At 69.8% G+C, this 20,441-nt stretch carries 3 protein-coding genes; all 3 read left to right on the plus strand.

Features of this window, described 5'->3' with window-relative positions:
- Positions 1-53 precede the first annotated feature (53 nt).
- The 3 genes from PHLH3_RS13945 to PHLH3_RS13955 are packed head-to-tail and all read left to right on the plus strand — an operon-like array spanning position 54 to position 20,024.
- Positions 54-6,539 carry a non-ribosomal peptide synthetase gene (locus PHLH3_RS13945; protein ID WP_213629951.1) on the plus strand — a complete coding sequence of 2,162 codons (6,486 nt, stop codon included), beginning with the start codon at positions 54-56 and terminating at the stop codon, positions 6,537-6,539.
- Positions 6,529-16,830, plus strand: a complete 10,302-nt coding sequence (locus tag PHLH3_RS13950) for a non-ribosomal peptide synthetase (RefSeq protein ID WP_244863035.1) — start codon at positions 6,529-6,531, stop codon at positions 16,828-16,830. Before PHLH3_RS13945 ends, PHLH3_RS13950 begins: the two co-directional genes overlap by 11 nt.
- A complete protein-coding gene (locus PHLH3_RS13955) occupies positions 16,827-20,024 on the plus strand; it encodes an amino acid adenylation domain-containing protein (RefSeq protein WP_213629953.1) in 3,198 nt (1,065 codons plus the stop codon). The genes PHLH3_RS13950 and PHLH3_RS13955 overlap by 4 nt, the downstream gene beginning before the upstream one ends.
- The last annotated feature ends 417 nt before the right edge of the window (positions 20,025-20,441 follow it).

Genomic DNA, 20,441 nt, shown 5'->3' on the forward strand with positions numbered 1-20,441 from the left:
CCTTGAGCAATCGAGCACGCATTGCGTGCTGCCCACGAGTACGGAAACGACAGATGAACGCAGAAGACTCCCTGAAGCTCGCCCGCCGCTTTATCGAGCTGCCCCTGGAAAAGCGCCGGATGTTCCTGGAGAGCCTGCGTGGCGAAGGGATCGACTTCTCGGTCTTCCCGATTCCCGCCGGCGTCGAGCACGCCGACAGCCAGTGCCCGTCCTATGCGCAGCAGCGCATGTGGTTCCTCTGGCAGCTGGACCCGCAGAGCGGTGCCTACAACCTGCCCAGCGCCGTGCGCCTGAGCGGCCCCCTGGACGGGGGCGCCCTGGAACGGGCCTTCGCCGGCCTGGTGGCGCGGCATGCCTCGCTGCGCACGGTGTTCGACGCCTCCGGCGAGCGCCTGCAGCTTGGCCCCTTGCAGCGGCCGCTGGCCGTGGCATTCGAGGACTGCAGCGCGTGGGCGGAAGCGGCCCGCGAAGAACACCTGCGCCAGGAGGCGCTGGCCGAATCGTTGCGCCCGTTCGACCTCGAACAGGGCCCGCTACTGCGGGTCCGGCTGATCCGGCTGGGCGCGGAGCAGCACGTCCTGCTGCTCACCCTGCACCACATTGTCTCCGACGGCTGGTCGATGAACGTGCTGATCGACGAGCTCGGGCAGCTCTATGCCGCCGCCGTCGAGGGGAGGGTGGCGAGCCTGCCGGACTTGCCGGTGCAGTACGCCGACTACGCCCTGTGGCAGCGCAGCTGGCTGGAGGCCGGCGAGCAGGAGCGCCAGCTGGCCTACTGGCGTGCGGCACTGGGCGACCGCCAGCCGGTGCTGGAGCTGCCCGTCGACCATGCCCGTCCGGCCCGGGCCAGCTACCGTGGCGAGCGCCACGAATTCACCCTCCCCATGCCCCTGGCCGGCGCCCTGCGCACGGCGGCGCGGGAGCAGGGGCTGACGCTGTTCATGCTGCTGCTGGCGGGGTTCGAGGTGCTGTTGCAGCGCTACAGCGGGCAGGACGACCTGCGGATCGGCGTGCCTGTCGCCAACCGCAACCGCGCCGAGGTGGAGGGGCTGATCGGCCTCTTCGTCAACACCCAGGTGCTGCGCGCACGGTTCCAGCCGGAGCTGCGGGTCCGTGCGCTCCTCGAACAGGTCCGCGAATGCGTGCTCGGCGCCCAGGCCCACCAGGACCTGCCCTTCGAGCGCCTGGTGGAAGCGCTGGCCGTGGAACGCACCCTCAGCCATGCGCCGCTGTTCCAGGTGATGTTCAACCACCAGCCGCACGTGGCGGACATCGAAGCGCTCGGCGCGCCGGGCGGGCTGCGCTTCGCACCGCTGGACTGGCGCAGCCGGACCACCCAGTTCGACCTCAGCCTGGATACCTACGAAAAGGGTGGCCAGCTCCATGCCGCCCTGACCTACGCCACCGACCTGTTCGACGCCGCCACCATCGAGCGCATGGCCGGCCACTGGCTGGGCCTGCTGGAGGCCATCGTCACCCGGCCCGATGCGCCCATCGCCGAACTGCCGCTGCTCTCGCCCAGCGAGCGCGAAACCCAGCTGCACGGCTGGAACGCCACGGCCACCGCGTACCCGCTCGATACCCCGGTGCACCAGCTGATCGAAGCCCAGGTGCAGCGCGCTCCCGATGCCCCGGCCCTGGCCTTCGGCGCTGAAACGCTCAGCTACGCCGCACTCAACCAGCGCGCCAATCGCCTGGCCCATGCGCTGATCGCCCGGGGCGTCGGGCCGGACAGCCTGGTGGGCATCGCCGTCGAGCGTTCCATCGAAATGGTCGTGGGGCTGCTGGCGATTCTCAAAGCCGGCGGCGCCTATGTGCCGCTGGACCCGGAATACCCGGCCGAGCGCCTGGCCTACATGCTCGACGACAGCGGCGTGAAGCTGCTGCTGAGCCAGTCGCACCTGGAGCTACCGCTGGCCGAAGGTGTGCAGCGCATCGATCTGGACATTGAGTCGCTGGCTGATTTCCCGGAAGCCAATCCGGGTGTCGTGCTGGATGCCGAAAACCTCGCCTATGTGATCTACACCTCCGGCTCCACCGGCAAGCCCAAGGGCGCCGGCAACCGTCATTCGGCGCTGACCAACCGCCTGTGCTGGATGCAACAGGCCTATGGCCTGGATGACCGCGACAGCGTGCTGCAAAAGACCCCGTTCAGCTTCGACGTGTCGGTCTGGGAATTCTTCTGGCCGCTGATGACGGGCGCCCGTCTGGTCGTTGCCGCTCCGGGCGATCACCGTGATCCGGCCAGGCTGGTGGCGCTGATCGAGCGCGAAAACATCACCACGCTGCACTTCGTCCCTTCCATGCTCCAGGCCTTCCTGCTGGACCCTCAGGTGGAGCGCTGTGTCAGCCTCAAGCGCATCGTCTGCAGCGGTGAAGCCCTGCCGGTGGATGCTCAACAGCAGGTGTTTGCGCGCCTGCCGCAAGCCGGGCTCTACAACCTCTACGGCCCCACCGAGGCGGCCATCGACGTCACCCACTGGACCTGCGTCGACGAAGGCAAGGATGCGGTGCCCATCGGCCAGCCCATCGCCAACCTGGGTTGCTACATCCTCGATGCCAACCTTGAGCCGGTGCCGGTGGGCGTCCTCGGCGAGCTGTATCTGGCTGGCAAGGGTTTGGCCCGGGGTTATCACCGTCGCCCAGCGCTGACTGCCGAGCGCTTCGTCGCCAATCCCTTCGTGGCCGGCGAGCGCATGTACCGCACCGGTGACCTGGCGCGCTATCGCCAGGACGGCGTGATCGAGTACGCCGGGCGTATCGACCACCAGGTGAAGATCCGTGGCCTGCGCATCGAGCTGGGCGAGATCGAAGCGCGGCTGATGGAGCTGGATGAGGTCCGGGAAGCCGTGGTGCTGGCCGTCGACCAGCGACTGGTGGGTTATGTGGTGCCCGCTCAACGCGATCTGGACACCGAACAGCTGGCCAGCCAGCTGCGCCAGGGGCTGCCGGACTACATGATCCCGGCCCAGTGGGTGCTGCTGGAGGCCATGCCCCTCAGCCCCAACGGCAAGCTGGAGCGCAAGGCGCTGCCGCAGCCGGATGCCGTGCAGTCGCGCAAGGAATACGTGGAGCCGCAAGCCGGCCTGGAACGCCAGCTGGCGGATATCTGGCAGGCCCTGCTCGGGGTCGAGCGGGTTGGCCGCCACGACGGCTTCTTCGAGCTGGGTGGGCATTCGCTGCTGGCCACCCAGGTGGTGTCGCGCGTACGCCAGCAACTGCAACGGGAGGTGTCGCTGCGCACGCTGTTCGAGCACCCGCAGCTGAGCGATTTCGCCCGGGCCATCGAGCGACCGCTGGCCCAGGCCGAGCCGCCGCTGCTGCCGGTTTCCCGCGAGCAGCCGCTGCCGTTGTCCTATGCCCAGGAGCGCCAGTGGTTCCTCTGGCAACTGGAGCCGGAAAGCGCCGCCTATCACATCCCTTCGGCGCTGCGCCTGAAGGGCGAGCTGGATATCGCCGCCCTGGAGCGGGCGTTCAGCGACCTGATCGCACGGCATGAATCGTTGCGCACCCGCTTCATCCAGGACGGGGAGCAGCTCTGGCAGGTGGTGGATGCACCGCAGGCCGTGCGTATCCAGGCCGAGGCGCTGGCGCCGGAGGACCTGGAGAACGCCATCGCCCAGGAAGCACGACGGACGTTCGACCTGCGCCAGGGACCGTTGCTGCGGGTGCGCGTGTGGCGCCTGGCGGCGGATGAGCACGTACTGCTGTTGACCCAGCACCACATCGTTTCCGATGCCTGGTCGATGCGGGTGATTGTGGACGAGCTGCTGGCGCTCTACGCCGCTCACCAGCGCGGCGAGGCCGCGTCACTGCCGGCCTTGCCGATCCAGTACGCGGACTACGCGCAGTGGCAGCGCCAGTGGATGGGCTCCGACGCGCGCCACCGGCAACTGGATCACTGGCTGGCGCAGCTCGGCCAGCCGACGACGCCGCTGGAGCTGCCCACCGACCATGGGCGGCCCCTCGACCGGACGATGCGAGCGGCGCGTTTCGACCTGGCCGTCGAGGAGGCCCTGGCCGAGCAGGTCCGAGCCTGCGCCCGGGAGCAGGGCGCCACGACGTTCATGGTCCTGCTGACGGCCTTCCAGGTCTTGCTGGCGCGCTACAGCGGCCAGGCGGACATCCGCATCGGCGTGCCCATCGCCAACCGCAACCGCCTGGAAACCGAAGGCCTGGTCGGTTTCTTCGTCAACACTTTGGTGCTCAGGGGCGAGGTGGACGGGCAATCCTCGTTCACCCAGCTTCTGCAGCGCACCCGACAGACGACGCTGGAGGCGCAGGCCAACCAGGACCTGCCGTTCGAGCAACTGGTCGAGGCGCTGCAACCGGAACGCAGCCTGGGCCGCAGCCCACTCTTCGACGTGGCCTTCAACCACCAGCACGATGTCCAAGCGGAGCGTCCCGGGCTGCCGGGGCTGGCCTTCGAGCAGATCGCCGTGCATGGCCGCGATGCCCAGTTCGACCTGACCCTGGATATCGTCGAGGGAAGGGGGCTGCAGGCCATCTTCACCTACGCCAGCGACCTATTCGAAGCGACCACCGTAGAGCGCATGGCCGATCACTGGCGCAACCTGCTCGGCGCCATGGTCGCCAGCCCCAACCAGCGCCTGGCCGAGCTGCCGATGCTGTCCAGCGCCGAACAACAGGCCAACCTGCTGGCCTGGAACCCCGCGCCCACGCGCTTCCCGGTGGAGTCCTGCCTGCACTCGCTGTTCGAACAGCGCGCCGCCGAGGCGCCCGACTCCATCGCCCTCAGCTTCGAAGGCCAGACCCTCGCCTATGGCGAACTCAACCGCCGCGCCAATCGCCTGGCCCATCGCCTGATCGCCGAAGGCGTGCGACCGGACACCCTGGTCGGCCTCGCCGCCGGGCGGGGGCTGGAGGTGATCGTCGGCCTGCTGGCGATCCTCAAGGCGGGCGGTGCGTACGTGCCGCTGGACCCGGCCTACCCGGAAGATCGCCTGGCCTACCTGATCGAAGACAGTGGCTTGCAACTGCTCCTGGCTGAAGACAGTGCCCGCGAGCGGCTGGTCATTCCCGCTCAGGTCCGCGTACTGCCCCTGGAAGCCGATAGCGGTGAAGGCCGTGACGACAACCCCAACGTGGCCCTCAGCCCCGCCAACCTGGCCTATGTGATCTACACCTCCGGCTCCACCGGCCAGCCCAAGGGTGCGCTGCTCAGCCACGCCAACGCCCTGCGCCTGTTCACCGCCACCGACGCCTGGTTCGGCTTCGGCCCGCAGGATGTGTGGAGCCTGTTCCACTCCTTCGCCTTCGACTTCTCGGTGTGGGAGATCTTCGGTGCGCTGCTCCATGGCGGCCGCCTGGTGATCGTCCCGCAGTGGGTGACCCGCTCGCCCGATGAGTTCCACGCACTGCTTTGCCGCGAAGGCGTCACGGTGCTCAACCAGACCCCGTCTGCGTTCAAGGCGCTGATGGGCGTGGCCTGTGCGGCGAGCGATCAGGCGTCGGCACTGCGCTATGTGGTCTTTGGCGGTGAAGCGCTGGAAGTAAAAGGCCTGGCGCCCTGGTTCGAGCGTTTCGGCGATACCCAGCCGCGCCTGGTGAATATGTACGGCATCACCGAAACCACGGTTCACGTGACTTGGCGTCCGCTGTCGAAGGCCGACCTGCACCAGGCCGCCAGCAGCCCCATTGGCGAGGCCATCCCCGACCTGACCTGGTACCTGCTCGATGGCGCCCTCAACCCGGTGGCCCAGGGCTGTACCGGCGAGTTGTATGTCGGCGGCCCCGGCCTGGCGCGGGGTTACCTCAAGCGCCCGGCATTGAGCGCCACACGCTTTGTGCCGGACCCGTTCTCGGCAACAGGCGAGCGGCTGTACCGCACCGGCGACCTGGCGCGCTACCGCAGTGATGGCGTGATCGAGTACATCGGCCGCCTGGACCAGCAGGTGAAGATCCGTGGCTTCCGCATCGAGCTGGGCGAGATCGAGGCGCAGCTGCTGGCGCACGCGTCGATCCGCGAAGCGGCGGTGCTGGCCCAGGACGGCAACGGCGGCCCGCAGCTGGTGGCCTACCTGGTGCCTGGCGGCGACTTCGACGAAGCCAGCCTGCGCGAGGCGCTGAAGGCCCACCTGCGCGAACACCTGCCGGACTACATGGTGCCGGCGCACCTGCTGTTCCTCGACCACCTGCCGCTGACCACCAACGGCAAGCTCGACCGTAAGGCGCTGCCGGCCCTCGATGCTGCGCTGCAACAGCGTGCCTATGCCGCGCCGGCCAGCGAGCTGGAAGAGCGCCTGGCCGACATCTGGCAGGGCCTGCTGGGGCTGGAGCGGGTGGGCCGCCACGACAACTTCTTCGAGCTGGGTGGGCACTCCCTGCAGCTGGTCATGCTGTCCTCGCGCCTGCGCGAGGAGCTGGGCATCGAGGTGCCCCTGCGTGATTTCTACCTGGCCCGCACCCTGGCCGAGCTGGCGGCCTACCTGGAGCCCAGGCTGGGCGCGGGCGGGCTGGAGGATGAGTACGACATGATTTTCGACGCGCTGGACGAACTGGAGAAAGATGATGCTTAAGCAAGGCGCCGCACGGGATATCCGCGCCGAGGAACTGGTCGAGCGCCTGCGTGGCCTGGACGCCGGCAAGCGTCGGCAATTCTTCGCCAAGCTCGGGCAGATGGGCATCGATGTGGCGCGCCTGCCCATCGTCCCGGCCTGCGAGCGCGGCCGCCATGCGCTGTCCTACGCGCAGCAGCGGCAATGGTTCCTTTGGAAGCTCGACCCGCACAGCGCCGCCTACCACATCCCCGTGGTGCTCCGGCTCAAGGGGACAGTGGATGCCGGCGCGCTTGAGCAGGCCTTCCACGCCCTGATCGAGCGCCATGAAAGCCTGCGCACCCGCTTCGTCGAAGAGGATGGCGAGGTCTTCCAGCAGGTCGAGGCGATGTTCGACTTCAGCCTGGAGACGACCCGCCTGCCGGTCGCCGAAGGGAGCGGGGAAGGGCGGCCGGCGCTGCACGACTACCTGGAAGCGCGCATCCTGCAACCCTTCGATCTCGAAAGGGGCCCGCTGATCCGTGCGGCCCTGGCGCGTACGGGGGAGGCGGAGCAGGTGCTGGTGATCGTGCTCCACCACGGCATCACCGATGGCTGGTCCATGGGCGTGATGGTCGACGACCTGCTGGCGTTCTATAAAGCCGCCGTCGATGGCACCGCGGCGCAGTTGCCACCCTTGCCGATCCAGTTCCGCGACTACGCCGCCTGGCAGCGCCAATGGCTGGAAGCCGGTGAGCGCGAGCGCCAGTTGGACTGGTGGAAGGCACGCCTGGGTGAAGGCCGGTCCATGCTCGAACTGCCGACCGACCATGCCCGCCCGCCGGTGCAGAGCCACCGTGGCGCCCGCTTCGCCATCCCGGTGGCTCCGCAGCTGGCCCGGGCGCTGAAAGGCCTCGCCCGCCAGCAGGACACCACGCTGTTCTCCCTGCTGCTGGCCTCTTTCCAGGTGCTGCTGCACCGCTACAGCGGCCAGGCCGAGGTGCGCGTCGGCGTGCCCATGGCCAACCGCAACCGCCGCGAGTGCGAGCGGCTGATCGGCCTGTTCATCAACACCCAGGTGTTCCAGGGCGTGATGGACGGCAACACGCGCTTCAGCGAGCTGCTGCAACAGCTGCAACGGATGGGGCTGGAAGCCCAGGCCTACCAGGACCTGCCCTTCGAGCAACTGGTGGAAGCCCTGCAACCGGAGCGCAGCCTCAGCCACAACCCGCTGTTCCAGGTGATGTACAGCCACCAGGCCAAGGCGGCGGGGCTCTCCGGGCTGCCCGGCCTCAAGGTCGAGGGCGTGACCTGGGACAGCGGCACCGCGCAGCTGGACCTGACCCTGGAAACCTGTGACGAGGGCGACGGCCTCGCCGCCGCCCTGGTGTACGCCACCGACCTGTTCGAGGCCGCTACCATCGAGCGCATGGCCGGCCACTGGCTGGGCCTGCTGGAAGCCATCGTCACCCGGCCCGATGCGCCCATCGCGGAGCTGCAGCTGCTCTCGCCCGACGAGCGTGAAACCCAGCTGCACGGCTGGAACGCCACGGCCACCGAGTACCCGCTCGTTATCCCCGTGCACCAACTGATCGAAGCCCAGGCACAACGCACCCCCGATGCCCCGGCCCTGGCCTTCGGCGCTGAAACGCTCAGCTACGCCGCACTCAACCAGCGCGCCAACCGCCTGGCCCATGCACTGATCGCCCGTGGCGTCGGGCCGGACAGCCTGGTGGGCATTGCTGTCGAGCGTTCCATCGAAATGGTCGTGGGCCTGCTGGCGATTCTCAAAGCCGGCGGCGCCTATGTGCCGCTGGACCCGGAATACCCGGCCGAGCGCCTGGCCTACATGCTCGACGACAGCGGCGTGAAGCTGCTTCTGAGCCAGTCGCATCTGGAGCTGCCGCTGGCCGAAGGCGTGCAGCGCATCGATCTGGACCAGGCGCTATTCGATGACTTCCCGGAGACCAATCCCGGTATCGCGCTTCACGCCGAAAACCTCGCCTATGTGATCTATACCTCCGGCTCCACCGGCAAGCCCAAGGGGGCCGGCAACCGTCATTCGGCGCTGACCAACCGCCTGTGCTGGATGCAGCAGGCCTATGGCCTGGATGCCCGCGACAGCGTGTTGCAAAAGACCCCGTTCAGCTTCGACGTATCGGTCTGGGAATTCTTCTGGCCGCTGATGACGGGCGCTCGCCTGGTCGTTGCTGCCCCGGGCGATCACCGTGATCCGGCCAGGCTGGTGGCGCTGATCGAGCGCGAAAACATCACCACGCTGCACTTCGTGCCTTCGATGCTTCAGGCCTTCCTGCTGGACCCGCAGGTGGAGCGTTGCACCCGCCTCAAGCGCATCGTTTGCAGCGGTGAAGCGCTGCCAATGGATGCTCAACAGCAGGTGTTTGCGCGCCTGCCTCAGGCCGGCCTGTACAACCTCTACGGCCCCACCGAAGCCGCCATCGACGTCACCCACTGGACCTGCGTCGACGAAGGCAAGGACGGCGTGCCCATTGGCCAGCCGATTGCCAACCTGGGCTGCTACATCCTCGATGCCAACCTCGAACCGGTGCCGGTGGGCGTCCTCGGCGAGCTGTATCTGGCAGGTGCCGGCCTGGCCCGGGGCTACCACCGTCGCCCGGCACTGACCGCCGAGCGCTTCGTCGCCAATCCCTTCGTGGACGGCGAGCGCATGTACCGCACCGGTGACCTGGCGCGCTATCGCCAGGACGGCGTGATCGAATACGCCGGCCGTATCGACCACCAGGTGAAGATCCGTGGCCTGCGCATCGAGCTGGGCGAGATCGAAGCGCGGCTGATGGAGCTGGATGAGGTCCGGGAAGCCGTGGTGCTGGCCGTCGACCAGCGACTGGTGGGTTATGTGGTGCCCGCTCAACGCGATCCGGACACCGAACAGCTGGCCAGCCAGCTGCGCCAGGGGCTGCCGGACTACATGGTCCCGGCCCAGTGGGTGCTGCTGGAGGCCATGCCCCTCAGCCCCAACGGCAAGCTGGAGCGCAAGGCGCTGCCGCAACCCGAGGTGGGGCAGTCGCGCAAGGCCTATGTGGCGCCGGCCACGCTCGTGCAGCAGCAACTGGCTGCGATCTGGCAGGCGGTGCTGGGCATCGAGCAGGTGGGCGCGCGGGACAACTTCTTCGAACTGGGCGGCGATTCCATCGTCTCCATCCAGGTGGTCAGCCGTGCGCGCCAGCAGGGCCTCCTGATCACCCCCAGGGACCTGTTCCAGCACCAGAGCATCGAAGCCCTGGCCGCCGTCGCCCGCCGTGCCGAGGCGCAGGAACTCGCGGAGCAGGGCCCCCTCAGCGGTGCCACCGCCATGCTGCCGGCGCAGACGATGTTCTTCGCCGCCGATTTCCCCGACGCCCATCACTGGAACCAGTCGGTGCTCCTGCAACCGACGCAGGCCCTGGATGCCGCTGCCCTGGAGCAGGCCCTGGCCGCCCTGGTGAAGCGCCACGACGCGCTGCGCCTGCGCTTCGCCAGGGGCGCCAATGGCTGGCAGGCCCGGTTCGCCGCGCCGTCGAACGCGCCGCTTCTGGCGCACCGCCGCCTGAGCGACGAGGCGCAGCTGCCGGCGCTGTGCGACGAGGTGCAGGGCAGCCTGGACCTGGAGCACGGCCCCTTGCTGCGCGTGGTGCTGATCGACTTGCCCGATGCCAGCCAGCGGTTGCTGGTGGTCATCCACCACCTGGCCGTGGACGGCGTGTCGTGGCGGGTGCTGTTCGACGAGTTGCAGCAGGCCTATGGGCAGGCGGCTACGGGCGCCACCCCTGCCTTCGCGCCGAAGAGCGCGTCGGTCAAGGCCTGGGCCGAGCGGCTGCAGGCCCATGCCAGCCGCGCCGGAGCGGAACAGGAACTGGGCTTCTGGCAGGCCTACCTGGGCGGCGCCGAAGTCGGCCTGCCGCAACGGCGCGAGGGCCGTGCCAGCTACCGCCAGGCGGCGCACGCCAGCACGCGCCTGGACAAGGACCTGACCCGGCGCCTGCTGCAGGACGCGCCTGCGGCCTATCGCACGCGCATCAACGACCTGCTGCTGACCGCGCTGGCGCGGGTGCTGTGCCGCTGGACCGGCCACGCCTCGGCCCTGGTGCAGCTCGAAGGCCACGGGCGGGACGGCCTGCCCGACGGCCCGGACGTCAGCCAGACCCTGGGCTGGTTCACCAGCTTCTTCCCCGTGCACCTGCACCCGCAGGACGACCTGGCCGGGTCGATCAAGCGGATCAAGGAAGACCTGCGCCGCGTGCCGGACAACGGCATCGGCTTCACCGCCCTGCGCTACCTGGGTGGCGAAGAGATGCAGGCGCGGATGGCGGCCCTGCCGCAGCCGGGCGTCACCTTCAACTACCTCGGGCAGCTCGATGGCAGCTTCGCCGGCGAGGGCGGCCTGTTCGTTCCGGCGCGGGAGCCGGCCGGGCGGGAGCAGAGCCTGGAGGCGCCGCTGCCCAATCGCCTGGTGCTGAACGGCCAGGTCTACGACGGGCAACTGGCCGTCGACTGGTGCTTCAGCCGCGAGTGCTTCGACGAGGCGACGCTGCAAGGCCTGGCCGATGCCTATGCGCAGGCGCTGCGCGAGCTGGTCGAGCACTGCTGTGCCAGCGACAACCGTGGCGTTACGCCGTCCGACTTCCCGCTGATGCCGCTCACCCAGGAGCAACTGGACGGCCTGCCGCTGGCACCGGCGCAGCTGCAGGACATCTACCCGCTGTCGCCGATGCAGCAGGGCATGCTGTTCCACAGCCTCTACCAGGGCGCGCGAGCGGAATACATCAACCAGCTGCGCGTCGATGCCGACGGCCTGCAGCCGCAGCGCTTCAGGGCGGCCTGGCAGCAGGCGATGGACCGCCACGACGTGCTGCGCAGCGCCTTCCTCTGGCAGGCCGACATGGAGCGGCCGCTGCAGCTCGTCCAGCGCCAGGTGGAGGTGCCCTTCGAGGTGCTCGACTGGCGCGGGCGCGACGGTCTCGACCAGGCCCTGGATGACCTGGCGGCCGCCGAGCACGCGCGCGGCTTCGACCTGGGCGTCGCGCCGCTGCTGCGCATCAAGCTGGTGCTGCTGGCTGAGGGGCGCTGCCACCTGGTCCTGACCCACCACCATATCCTCGTCGATGGCTGGAGCCTGTCCCTGCTGCTGGGCGAGGTGCTGCAGCAGTACGCCGGGCAGGCGCTGCCCAGCCGTGCGGGGCGCTACGCCGACTACATCGCCTGGTTGCAGCAGCGCGACGCGCAGGCCGGCGAGCGCTTCTGGCGGCCGTTGCTGGCGAGCCTGGAAGAACCGACCCGCCTGGCCAGGGCCAACCCCATGCCGCTGGCCGGCAGTGGCCATGGGGACCACCGCGTGCAGTTCGACCGTGCAGCCAGCCAGCGCCTGCAGGACGCGGCCCGGCAGGCCAAGGTGACCCTCAACACTCTGGTGCAGGCCGCCTGGCTGCTGCTGTTGCAGCGCTACACCGGGCAGGCGACGGTGGCCTTCGGCGCGACGGTCGCCGGGCGCCCGGCCGAACTGGAGGGCATCGAGGAGCAGGTCGGCCTGTTCATCAACACCCTGCCGGTGATCGCCGCCCCCGCGCCGCAGCAGCGCGTGGCGCAGTGGCTGGAGCAGGTGCAGTCGCTCAACCTGGCGCTGCGCGAACACGAGCACACGCCGCTCTACGACATCCAGCGCTGGGCCGGGCAGGGCGGTGAGAGCCTGTTCGACACCCTGGTGGTGTTCGAGAACTACCCCATGTCCGCCGCGCTGCAACAGGGCGCCCCCCAGGGGCTACGTTTCGGCGAGGTGGCCAATCACGAGCGGACCCATTACCCGCTGACCCTGAGCGTGAGCCTGGACGACGGCCTGGTGCTGGAGTTCAGCCATGACCGGGCGCACTTCACCGATGCGGTGGTGCAACGCCTGGCGGGCCACCTGACCTGCCTGATCGGGCTGATGGCCGCGCACCCCCACGCCGCCCTCGGCAGCCTGGACTACCTGGCGGCGGACGAGCGGCAGCAGCTCGTGGAGGCCTGGAGCAGCGCGACGCTCGACTACCCGAGCGAGCGCTTCGTGCATGAGCTGTTCGCCACCCAGGCGGCCGTCACCCCGGACGCCGCGGCGCTGCTGTTCGAGGAGCGCGAGCTGTCCTATGCCGAGCTCAACCTGCGTGCCAACCGCCTGGCCCGGCACCTGATGGCGCTGGGCGTCGGGCCGGACGTGCGGGTCGGCCTGGCCGTGGAGCGGGGGCCGGACCTGGTGATCGGCCTGCTGGCGGTGCTCAAGGCCGGCGGTGCCTATGTGCCGCTGGACCCGGGCTACCCGGCCGACCGCCTGCTGTGCATGATCGAGGACAGCGGCGCGGCACTGGTGCTGACCCAGCAGACCGTGCTCGACAGCCTGCCGATCCCCGCCGGCCTGCCACGCCTGTGCCTGGACCAGGGCGATGCCTGGCAAGGCCTCGAAGGCAGCGACCCGCAGGTGCGCCTGCACCCGCACAACCTGGCCTACGTCATGTTCACCTCGGGCTCGACGGGGCGCCCCAAGGGCGTGGGCATCAGCCACCAGGCGCTGGCCCGGCATGCCTGGGTGGCCCTGGACTTCTTCGACCTGCGGGCGCAGGACCGGGTGCTGCAGTTCTCCACCTTCAACTTCGACGGTTTCGTCGAGCAGCTCTACCCGGCGCTGATCTGCGGCGCGGCGGTGGTGCTGCGCGGCAACGAGATCTGGGACAGCGAGACCTTCTACCGCGAGCTGATCGCCAAGCGCATCAGCGTCGTCGACCTCACCACCGCCTACTGGAGCATGATCGCCCGCGATTTCGCCGAGGTCGGCCCGCGCCCCTACGGCGCGCTGCGGCAGGTGCACAGCGGCGGCGAGGCGATGCCGCCGGAAGCGCTGTCGGCCTGGCGCCAGGCGGGCCTGGGCGGCATCCGCCTGCTCAACACCTACGGGCCCACCGAGGCCACCGTCACCGCCACCACCCTCGACTGCGCGCCCTATGTGAGCGAGGCGCGGCCCCTGCCGCTGACCCTGCCCATCGGCCGGGTGCTGCCGGGGCGCAGCATCTACCTGCTGGACGAAGTGGGCCTGCCCGCGCCGGTGGGCATGATCGGCGAGCTGGTGATCGGCGGCGCGCTGCTGGCACGGGGTTACTTCAACCGCCCGGGCCTGACCGCCGAGCGCTTCATCCCCGACCCGTTCTCCGCCGAACCGGGCGCCCGCCTGTACCGCACCGGCGACCTGGCGCGCTACAGCGCCGAGGGCGAGATCGAGTACGTCGGCCGCGTCGACCACCAGGTGAAGATCCGGGGCTTCCGCATTGAGCTGGGCGAGATCGAGGCGCGCCTGCTGGAGCAGGACAGCGTGCGCGACGCCGTGGTCCTGGCCCTGCCGGGTGCCAACGGCCTGCAGATCGTCGGCTACGTGGTGCCCCAGGACAGCACGCTGCTCGGTGCCGATGCCGAGCAGCAGGCGAGCTGGCGCGCAGCGGTGGGCGAGCGGCTCAAGGCGCAGTTGCCGGACTACATGGTGCCCGCGTGCCTGGTGCTGCTGGAGCGCTTCCCCCTCAGCCCCAACGGCAAGCTGGACCGCAAGGCCCTGCCGGCCCCCGATGCCGCCTCGCAACAGCAGCGCTTCGAGGCCCCGGCCGATGAACTGGAATGCCGCCTGGCCGAGGTCTGGCAGGGCGTCCTCGGGCTGGAGCGGGTCGGCCGTGGCGACCACTTCTTCGAGCTGGGCGGGCATTCGCTGCTGGCCACCCAGGTGGTGGCGCGGCTGCGCCGCTGCATCGAGCAACCGGTCAGCCTGCGCGACCTCTTCGAGGCGCCGGTCCTCGGCGCGCTCGCCCAGCGCCTGCGCAGCCGTTCCCCGGAGCCTGTGCAGGTCGCCAGGCCGCCGGTCACACCGCGCCGCGGTGCGCCGACCTTGTCGCTGGCGCAGCGGCGGTTGTGGGTGATCGAGCAGTTCTCCGCCAGCGGCGCCTATGGCATGCCCATGGCCCTGCGCCTGACCGGCGAGTTGCAGGCCCCGTTGCTCGCCCGCGCGCTGAACGCGGTCATCCGCCGCCACGACGTGCTGCGCACCGCCTATGTGGCCGATGACGAAGGCGACCCGCAGGCCGTCGTCACCGAGGACCTGGAGATCGAGCTGCCGCTGCTCGATCTGTCCGCGCTGCCGCCCGATGCGCGCAGCGCCTGCGTGGCGGAGGCGGTGGAAGACAACGCGCGCAGCCCCATCAGCCTGCTGCAGGCGCCGCTGCTGCGGGCGCGCCTGCTGCGCCTGGGCGCCGAGGAGCATGTGCTGCTGTTCGCCATGCACCACATCGTCTCCGATGGCTGGTCCCTGTCGGTCCTGGCCGGCGAGGTGATGGAAATCTACGGCCGCCTGCGCGACGGCGACGCCTCGCCATTGCCGCCACTGCCCCTGCAGTACGCCGACTTCGCCGAGTGGCAGCTGGGCCTGGAACGCACCGGCGTGCTGCAGGCACAGGCCGGGTTCTGGGCCGGTGCGCTGTCCGGCTACTCCGGGTTGCTCGCGCTGCCGACGGACCGCAGCCGCCCGGCCAACCCCACGCTGGCGGGCCGCGAACGCTCGTTCGTGATCGCGCCGGCACTGGGCCGCCGCCTGAACGCGCTGGCCCGCGCCCAGGGCACCACGCTGTACAACGTCCTGCTGGCGGCGTTCCAGCTGATGCTGCACCGCCTCGGCGGCAGCGACGACATCGTCGTCGGGGTGGATGTGGCCGGGCGCGAGCAACTCGAGCTGGAGGCGCTGATCGGCTTCTTCGTCAACGTGCTCCCGGTGCGCTCGCGGTACGAGGCCGGCAAGGCCTTCTCGGCCTTCCTCGACGAGACGCGGCAGGCCGCGCTGGACGCCTTCGAGCACCAGGACCTGCCCTTCGACATGATCGTCGAGGCCGCTGCCGCGCCGCGCCACAAGGGCGCCAACCCGCTGGTGCAGGTGCTCTTCGTGATGAGCAACCTGCCGCTGGCGAGCCGCTCCATCGCCGGGATGCGGATCGAGCCGATCGACTCGGCGACCGCCTATTCCAAGTTCGACATGGCGCTGTTCGTCGAGGCGGACGGCGATGCCCTGCAAGGCACCTGGCAGTTCGCCAGCGACCTGTTCGACGGCGAGCGCATCGGCGCGCTGCTGGAGGGCTGGATCGGAATTCTTGAACAGATCACAGGCGACCCGAATATCAGATCGGAGGATATCGACATGCCGACTCACACAGCGGCCAGCGCCGAGGCGCCGGTCCGCAACAAGGCGGACAAGCTGGGCAAGTTCCTCAAGAAGGCCCAGGGCGGGGCACCCGCGAAAGCCCAGGGACCGATCCGGGAGACCCTCGTGGTGCCCGGGCAGGACTTCCCGCTGATGATGGAGCCCAGCGACCCGGGGATCGACCTGGTGCTCTGGGCCAAGGCCAACCGGCCGCTGCTGGAGGAGAAGCTGGCCCGCCATGCCGCGATCCTGTTCCGTGGCTTCGCCCTGCGTGACATCCACGACTTCGAGGCCTTCGCCGAGGCGGTGCAGCCCGGGCTCTACGGCCAGTACGGCGACCTGCCGAAGAAGGAGGGCGGCAAGAACACCTACCGCTCCACGCCGTACCCCGAGCAGAAGATGATCCTGTTCCACAACGAGGGTTCGCACCAGGACCGCTGGCCGCGCAAGCAGCTGTTCTTCTGCGAGCTGCCATCGCCCATCGGCGGCGCCACGCCCATCGTCGACTGCCGGCAGATGTACCGGCGGATGCCCGAAGCCCTGCGCGACCTGTTCGAGAGCCGTGGGCTGCTCTACGTGCGTACCTTCAGCGGTGACCTGGACGTGCCCTGGCAGCACTTCTTCAAGACCGAGGTACGCGCCGAGGTGGAGGCGCGTTGCGAGGCCGCCGGCATCCAGTGGTCGTGGCTGGAGAACGACGGGCTGCAGATCCGCACGCCGTGCCCGGCGATCATCCGCCACCCGGTGACCTTTGAGAAAAGCTTCTTCAACCAGGTCCAGCTGCACCACATCCACTGCCTGGACGCCGACGTCCGCGACGACCTGCTGGCCCTCTACGGCCTGGAGCGCATGCCGCGGCACGTCTACTTCGGCGACGGCTCGCCGATCAGCGACGCGATCATGCAGCAGGTGGGCGAGCTCTACGAGGCCTGCGCCGTGCGCCCGGGCTGGCAGAAGGGCGATGTGCTGCTGCTCGACAACATGCTCGCGGCCCACGCCCGCGACCCCTTCGAGGGGCCCCGCAAGATCGTCGTCGCCATGAGCGAGATGTTCGATCGGCGCGAACTCGAACGCCCGTCCGCGGCGCAGGTGCAACAACTGGATAACGAGGTGCAGGCATGAGCATGGATGCAGTGAACAGCGGGTTCCCCTTGCTGCCGGAGCAGCAGCGCCTGCTGGACAAGGCCGCGCAGCAAGGCACCTGGGCCGAGGTGGCGCACCTGGTGCAGGTCGAGATCGCGGGCGAGCTCGACCTGGCCCGCCTGCGGGGCGCGCTGGACGCTTTGGTGCAGCGTTTCCCGGTGCTGGCCACGCGCATCGGCCAGGTGCCGGGCTACAACGGCCTTCGGCAACTGGCGGGCGAGGGGGGCGGCTTTCCCTTGCAGGTGGTGGCCGAGCCCGGCCCGGCGGCATCGGTGGCGGCGCTCTTCGAGGCGTGGGCCGGTGCGTCCCACCCGATCCCCGGCGGGGTCCACCTGGGCGGCCTGCTGCAATGCCTGGAGCCGGGTCGCTGGCGCCTGAGCCTGGGCGTGGCGCGCTTCATCGTCGATGCCCGCAGCATGGGGCTGCTCTGCGAGGCGCTGTTCGATGCCTATGCGGGCCGTGGACAGGGCGCTGGCGATGACGACGCGGCGGCCAGCTTCGAGCAGTACCTGGAATGGCACGCGGAGGTGGCGGTGGATGAGGACGCCGCCGAGGGCAAGCGCTACTGGGCGGAGCACCTGGGCGCGGGCGGTGCGTCCCCCGACCTGCCCTACCGCCGCAGCGGGCGCGTCGCGACCGGCCGTGGGGAGGTGCTTGAACGGCGGCTGGCCCCGGCGCTGGTGGCCGGCCTCGAACGTCTGGCGCGGGCCGATGGGCTGCCGGTGGAGCGGGTCCTGCAAGCCGGGTGGTGGGCGCTGCTGGCCCGCATCAGTGGCCGTTCGACCCTGCTCGCGGCGTGGCGGCACGATGCCCGCTGCACCTATGAATTCTTCGCCGGGGCACCCGGCGTGCTGGAAAGGACCCTGCCGCTGTGCCAGGCGCTCGACGGCGATGGGCGCCTGCGTGCGGCCTGCACCGCGCTGGCAGCGCGCCTGGAGCAACACGAAACCTGGCAGGAATACTGGATCGCCGGCAGCGGGCCCGCCGCCCCCACGCTGGCCTGCGGGTTCACCAGCCGACCGGCGCTGCCCGGGCGCGAGATCGCCGGCAGCACCTGGCAGGCGCGGGCGCTGCCCGACCAGGCGGCGGAGTTCGACCTGCTGCTGCAGGTGCTGAGCGAGGAGGGCGTGCCGGCGACGCTGGCGCTGGAGTACCGCGCGTACCTCTACGGCCAGGCCGCCATGCACGGGCTGCTGGAGCAATACCTGGGCCTGCTGCAGGCGATGCTGGAGGGTGACCCCCAGCTGTGCGAACTGCCGCCGCCGGGTGAGGCGGAGCGCGCGCGCCTGCTGGCGCTCAACCCGGCACCCCGCGATCTCGGGCAGGCCGAGGGGCTGCTGCCGCAACGCATCGCCCGCTGGGCCGAGCGGACGCCGGACGGCATCGCCATCGCCTGTGGCGAGGAGGCCCTGACCTGGCGCGAACTGGACGCCCAGGTGCGCCAGCTGAGCGCCAGGCTGCACCGCAGCGGTGTCGGCGCGGGCGATCTCGTCGGCCTGGCGCTGCCGCGCTCGATCGCCTGGGTGGTCTCCCTGCTGGCCGCCTGGCGGCTCGGTGCCGCCTACGTGCCGCTGGACCCGCTGTGGCCCCCGGCGCGCCAGGCGCAGGTGCTGGAACAGGCCGGGGCGCGCCGGGTCCTGGTGGCGACCGAGGTGGCCGATATCGCCGGCGTGAAGGCCTTGCAGGTCCCGGGCGGGCCCGACGAGGCCGCGGGGGACGCGCCCCCGGCCCATGCCACGACGGGGGAGGAGGTGGCCTATGTGCTCTTCACCTCCGGTAGCACCGGCCTGCCCAAGGGCGTGGTGATCGAGCACCGCAACCTCTTCAACTACACCGCCGCCGCCAGCGAGGCGATGGGGCTGGAAGACTGCCGCCAGGTGGCTTTCTCCTCCAGCGTCTCGGCCGACCTGGGCAATACCGCGCTGTTCGGGGCGCTGTACAACGGCGCGACCCTGCATGTGGCGGATGACCCGACCATGCAAAGCCCCGCGGCCTTCGCCCGCTACCTGGAGGCGAACCGGATCGACTGCCTGAAGATGGTGCCCTCGCACCTGGCCGCCTTGCTGGAGGCCGAGCGGCCGAACCTCCCCCGCACGCTCGTCCTGGGCGGGGAAGCCTTGCCGCCTGCGCTGGCGGAGCGGGTGCTGCGCATCCGTCCCGACTGCCGGCTGTTCAACCACTACGGGCCGACCGAGACGACGGTGGGGGTGCTGGTCCATCCCGTGGTCGAGGCCGACCTGGGCGAGCTGGGCATCCCGCTGACCCGGGTGCTGGCGAACAACCGCGTGCATGTGCTGGACGAGCAACGCCGGCCGGTGCCGGTGGGCGTGCTCGGCGAGCTGTACATCGGCGGGCAGCAGGTCAGCCGTGGCTACCTGGCTGCCAACGCCGAGCAGCGCGAGGCCTTCGTCGCGGATCCCTTCGACCCGGGTCAGGTGCTCTACCGCAGCGGCGACCTGGCGCGCTACCGGCCCGAGGGCGGCATCCAGCTTTACGGGCGCAAGGACCAGCAGGTGAAGATCCGTGGCCATCGGGTGGAGCCGGCCGAGACCGAGCAGGCATTGCTGCTGCTGCCCGCGGTCACCGAGGCGGCGGTGGTGGTCCGGCACCCGGGCGAGGGGGCTGAACTGGTGGCCTTCGTCGTCGTGCAGGGGACGTTGCCGGAGGACCCGGCCAGCGAGCTGCGTGGCGCCCTGCGGGCCTACCTGCCCGAATCGATGCTGCCGGCACAGGTGCAGGTACTGGCGGACATGCCGCGCCTGGCCAATGGCAAGATCGACCGCCAGGCCCTGCAGGGCCGCGAGCTGCAAGCGGTGCAGCGTGACTTCGTGGCACCCCGGGACGCCCTGGAAGAACTGCTCTCCACGCGCATGGCGCAACTGCTCGGGCTGGAGCGCCTGAGCATGGACCAGGACTTCTTCGCCGCCGGCGGGCATTCCCTGCTGGTGATCAAGCTGGTGGCCGGCATCCGCAAGCTGCTGCAGTGCGAGGCCAACCCGGGCATCGTCTTCGACCACCCGACGCCGGCCGCCCTGGCGCAGGCCCTGCGGGCGCTGGAAACGGTGCCGGGGCAACTGCTCAAGCTGGCCCAGGCGCGCCTGCGGCTCGATGCCCTCAGCCCCGAGGAACGGGCGGTGCTGCTGGAAAAGGCGCGTCAGCTGCAAGCCACCTGAGGCGCCCACGACGACGCCCGGCCCCAGGGCCGGGCGTCGTGCATCCAGGCGATTTCGCAGGATGTCGGGCGGCGTTCCGCGAGCGCAGCGAACCCCATCACGCGGCGCCGAGAGAAGGGCCTGGCCATCCAGGCATGGAACGCACTTCGGGCTGTCGAAAGGCGGCCTTTGACTGATTCGATGTACCCGGGTTCACCGTTCGATTAAATTTTTTTTATCGCTATCCGTCCTGTAAGTGCCCTCATCCATAACCGCATTCCCCAAGGGCGCAGTCGGCAGGGCACATCCGAACATCGGCGCTTCACCAGCGAAGTGGCGCCGCACTCTCACGACAGGACGGTAAAGCATGCAGAAGTACGATGTTGAACGGCGTTCATGGAGATTGCCCTATGCCTCGCGGCGGCCATTGAGCGCGCT

This window comes from Pseudomonas sp. Pc102, assembly GCF_018408275.1.
GTDB classification, from domain to species: Bacteria; Pseudomonadota; Gammaproteobacteria; order Pseudomonadales; family Pseudomonadaceae; genus Metapseudomonas; species Metapseudomonas tohonis.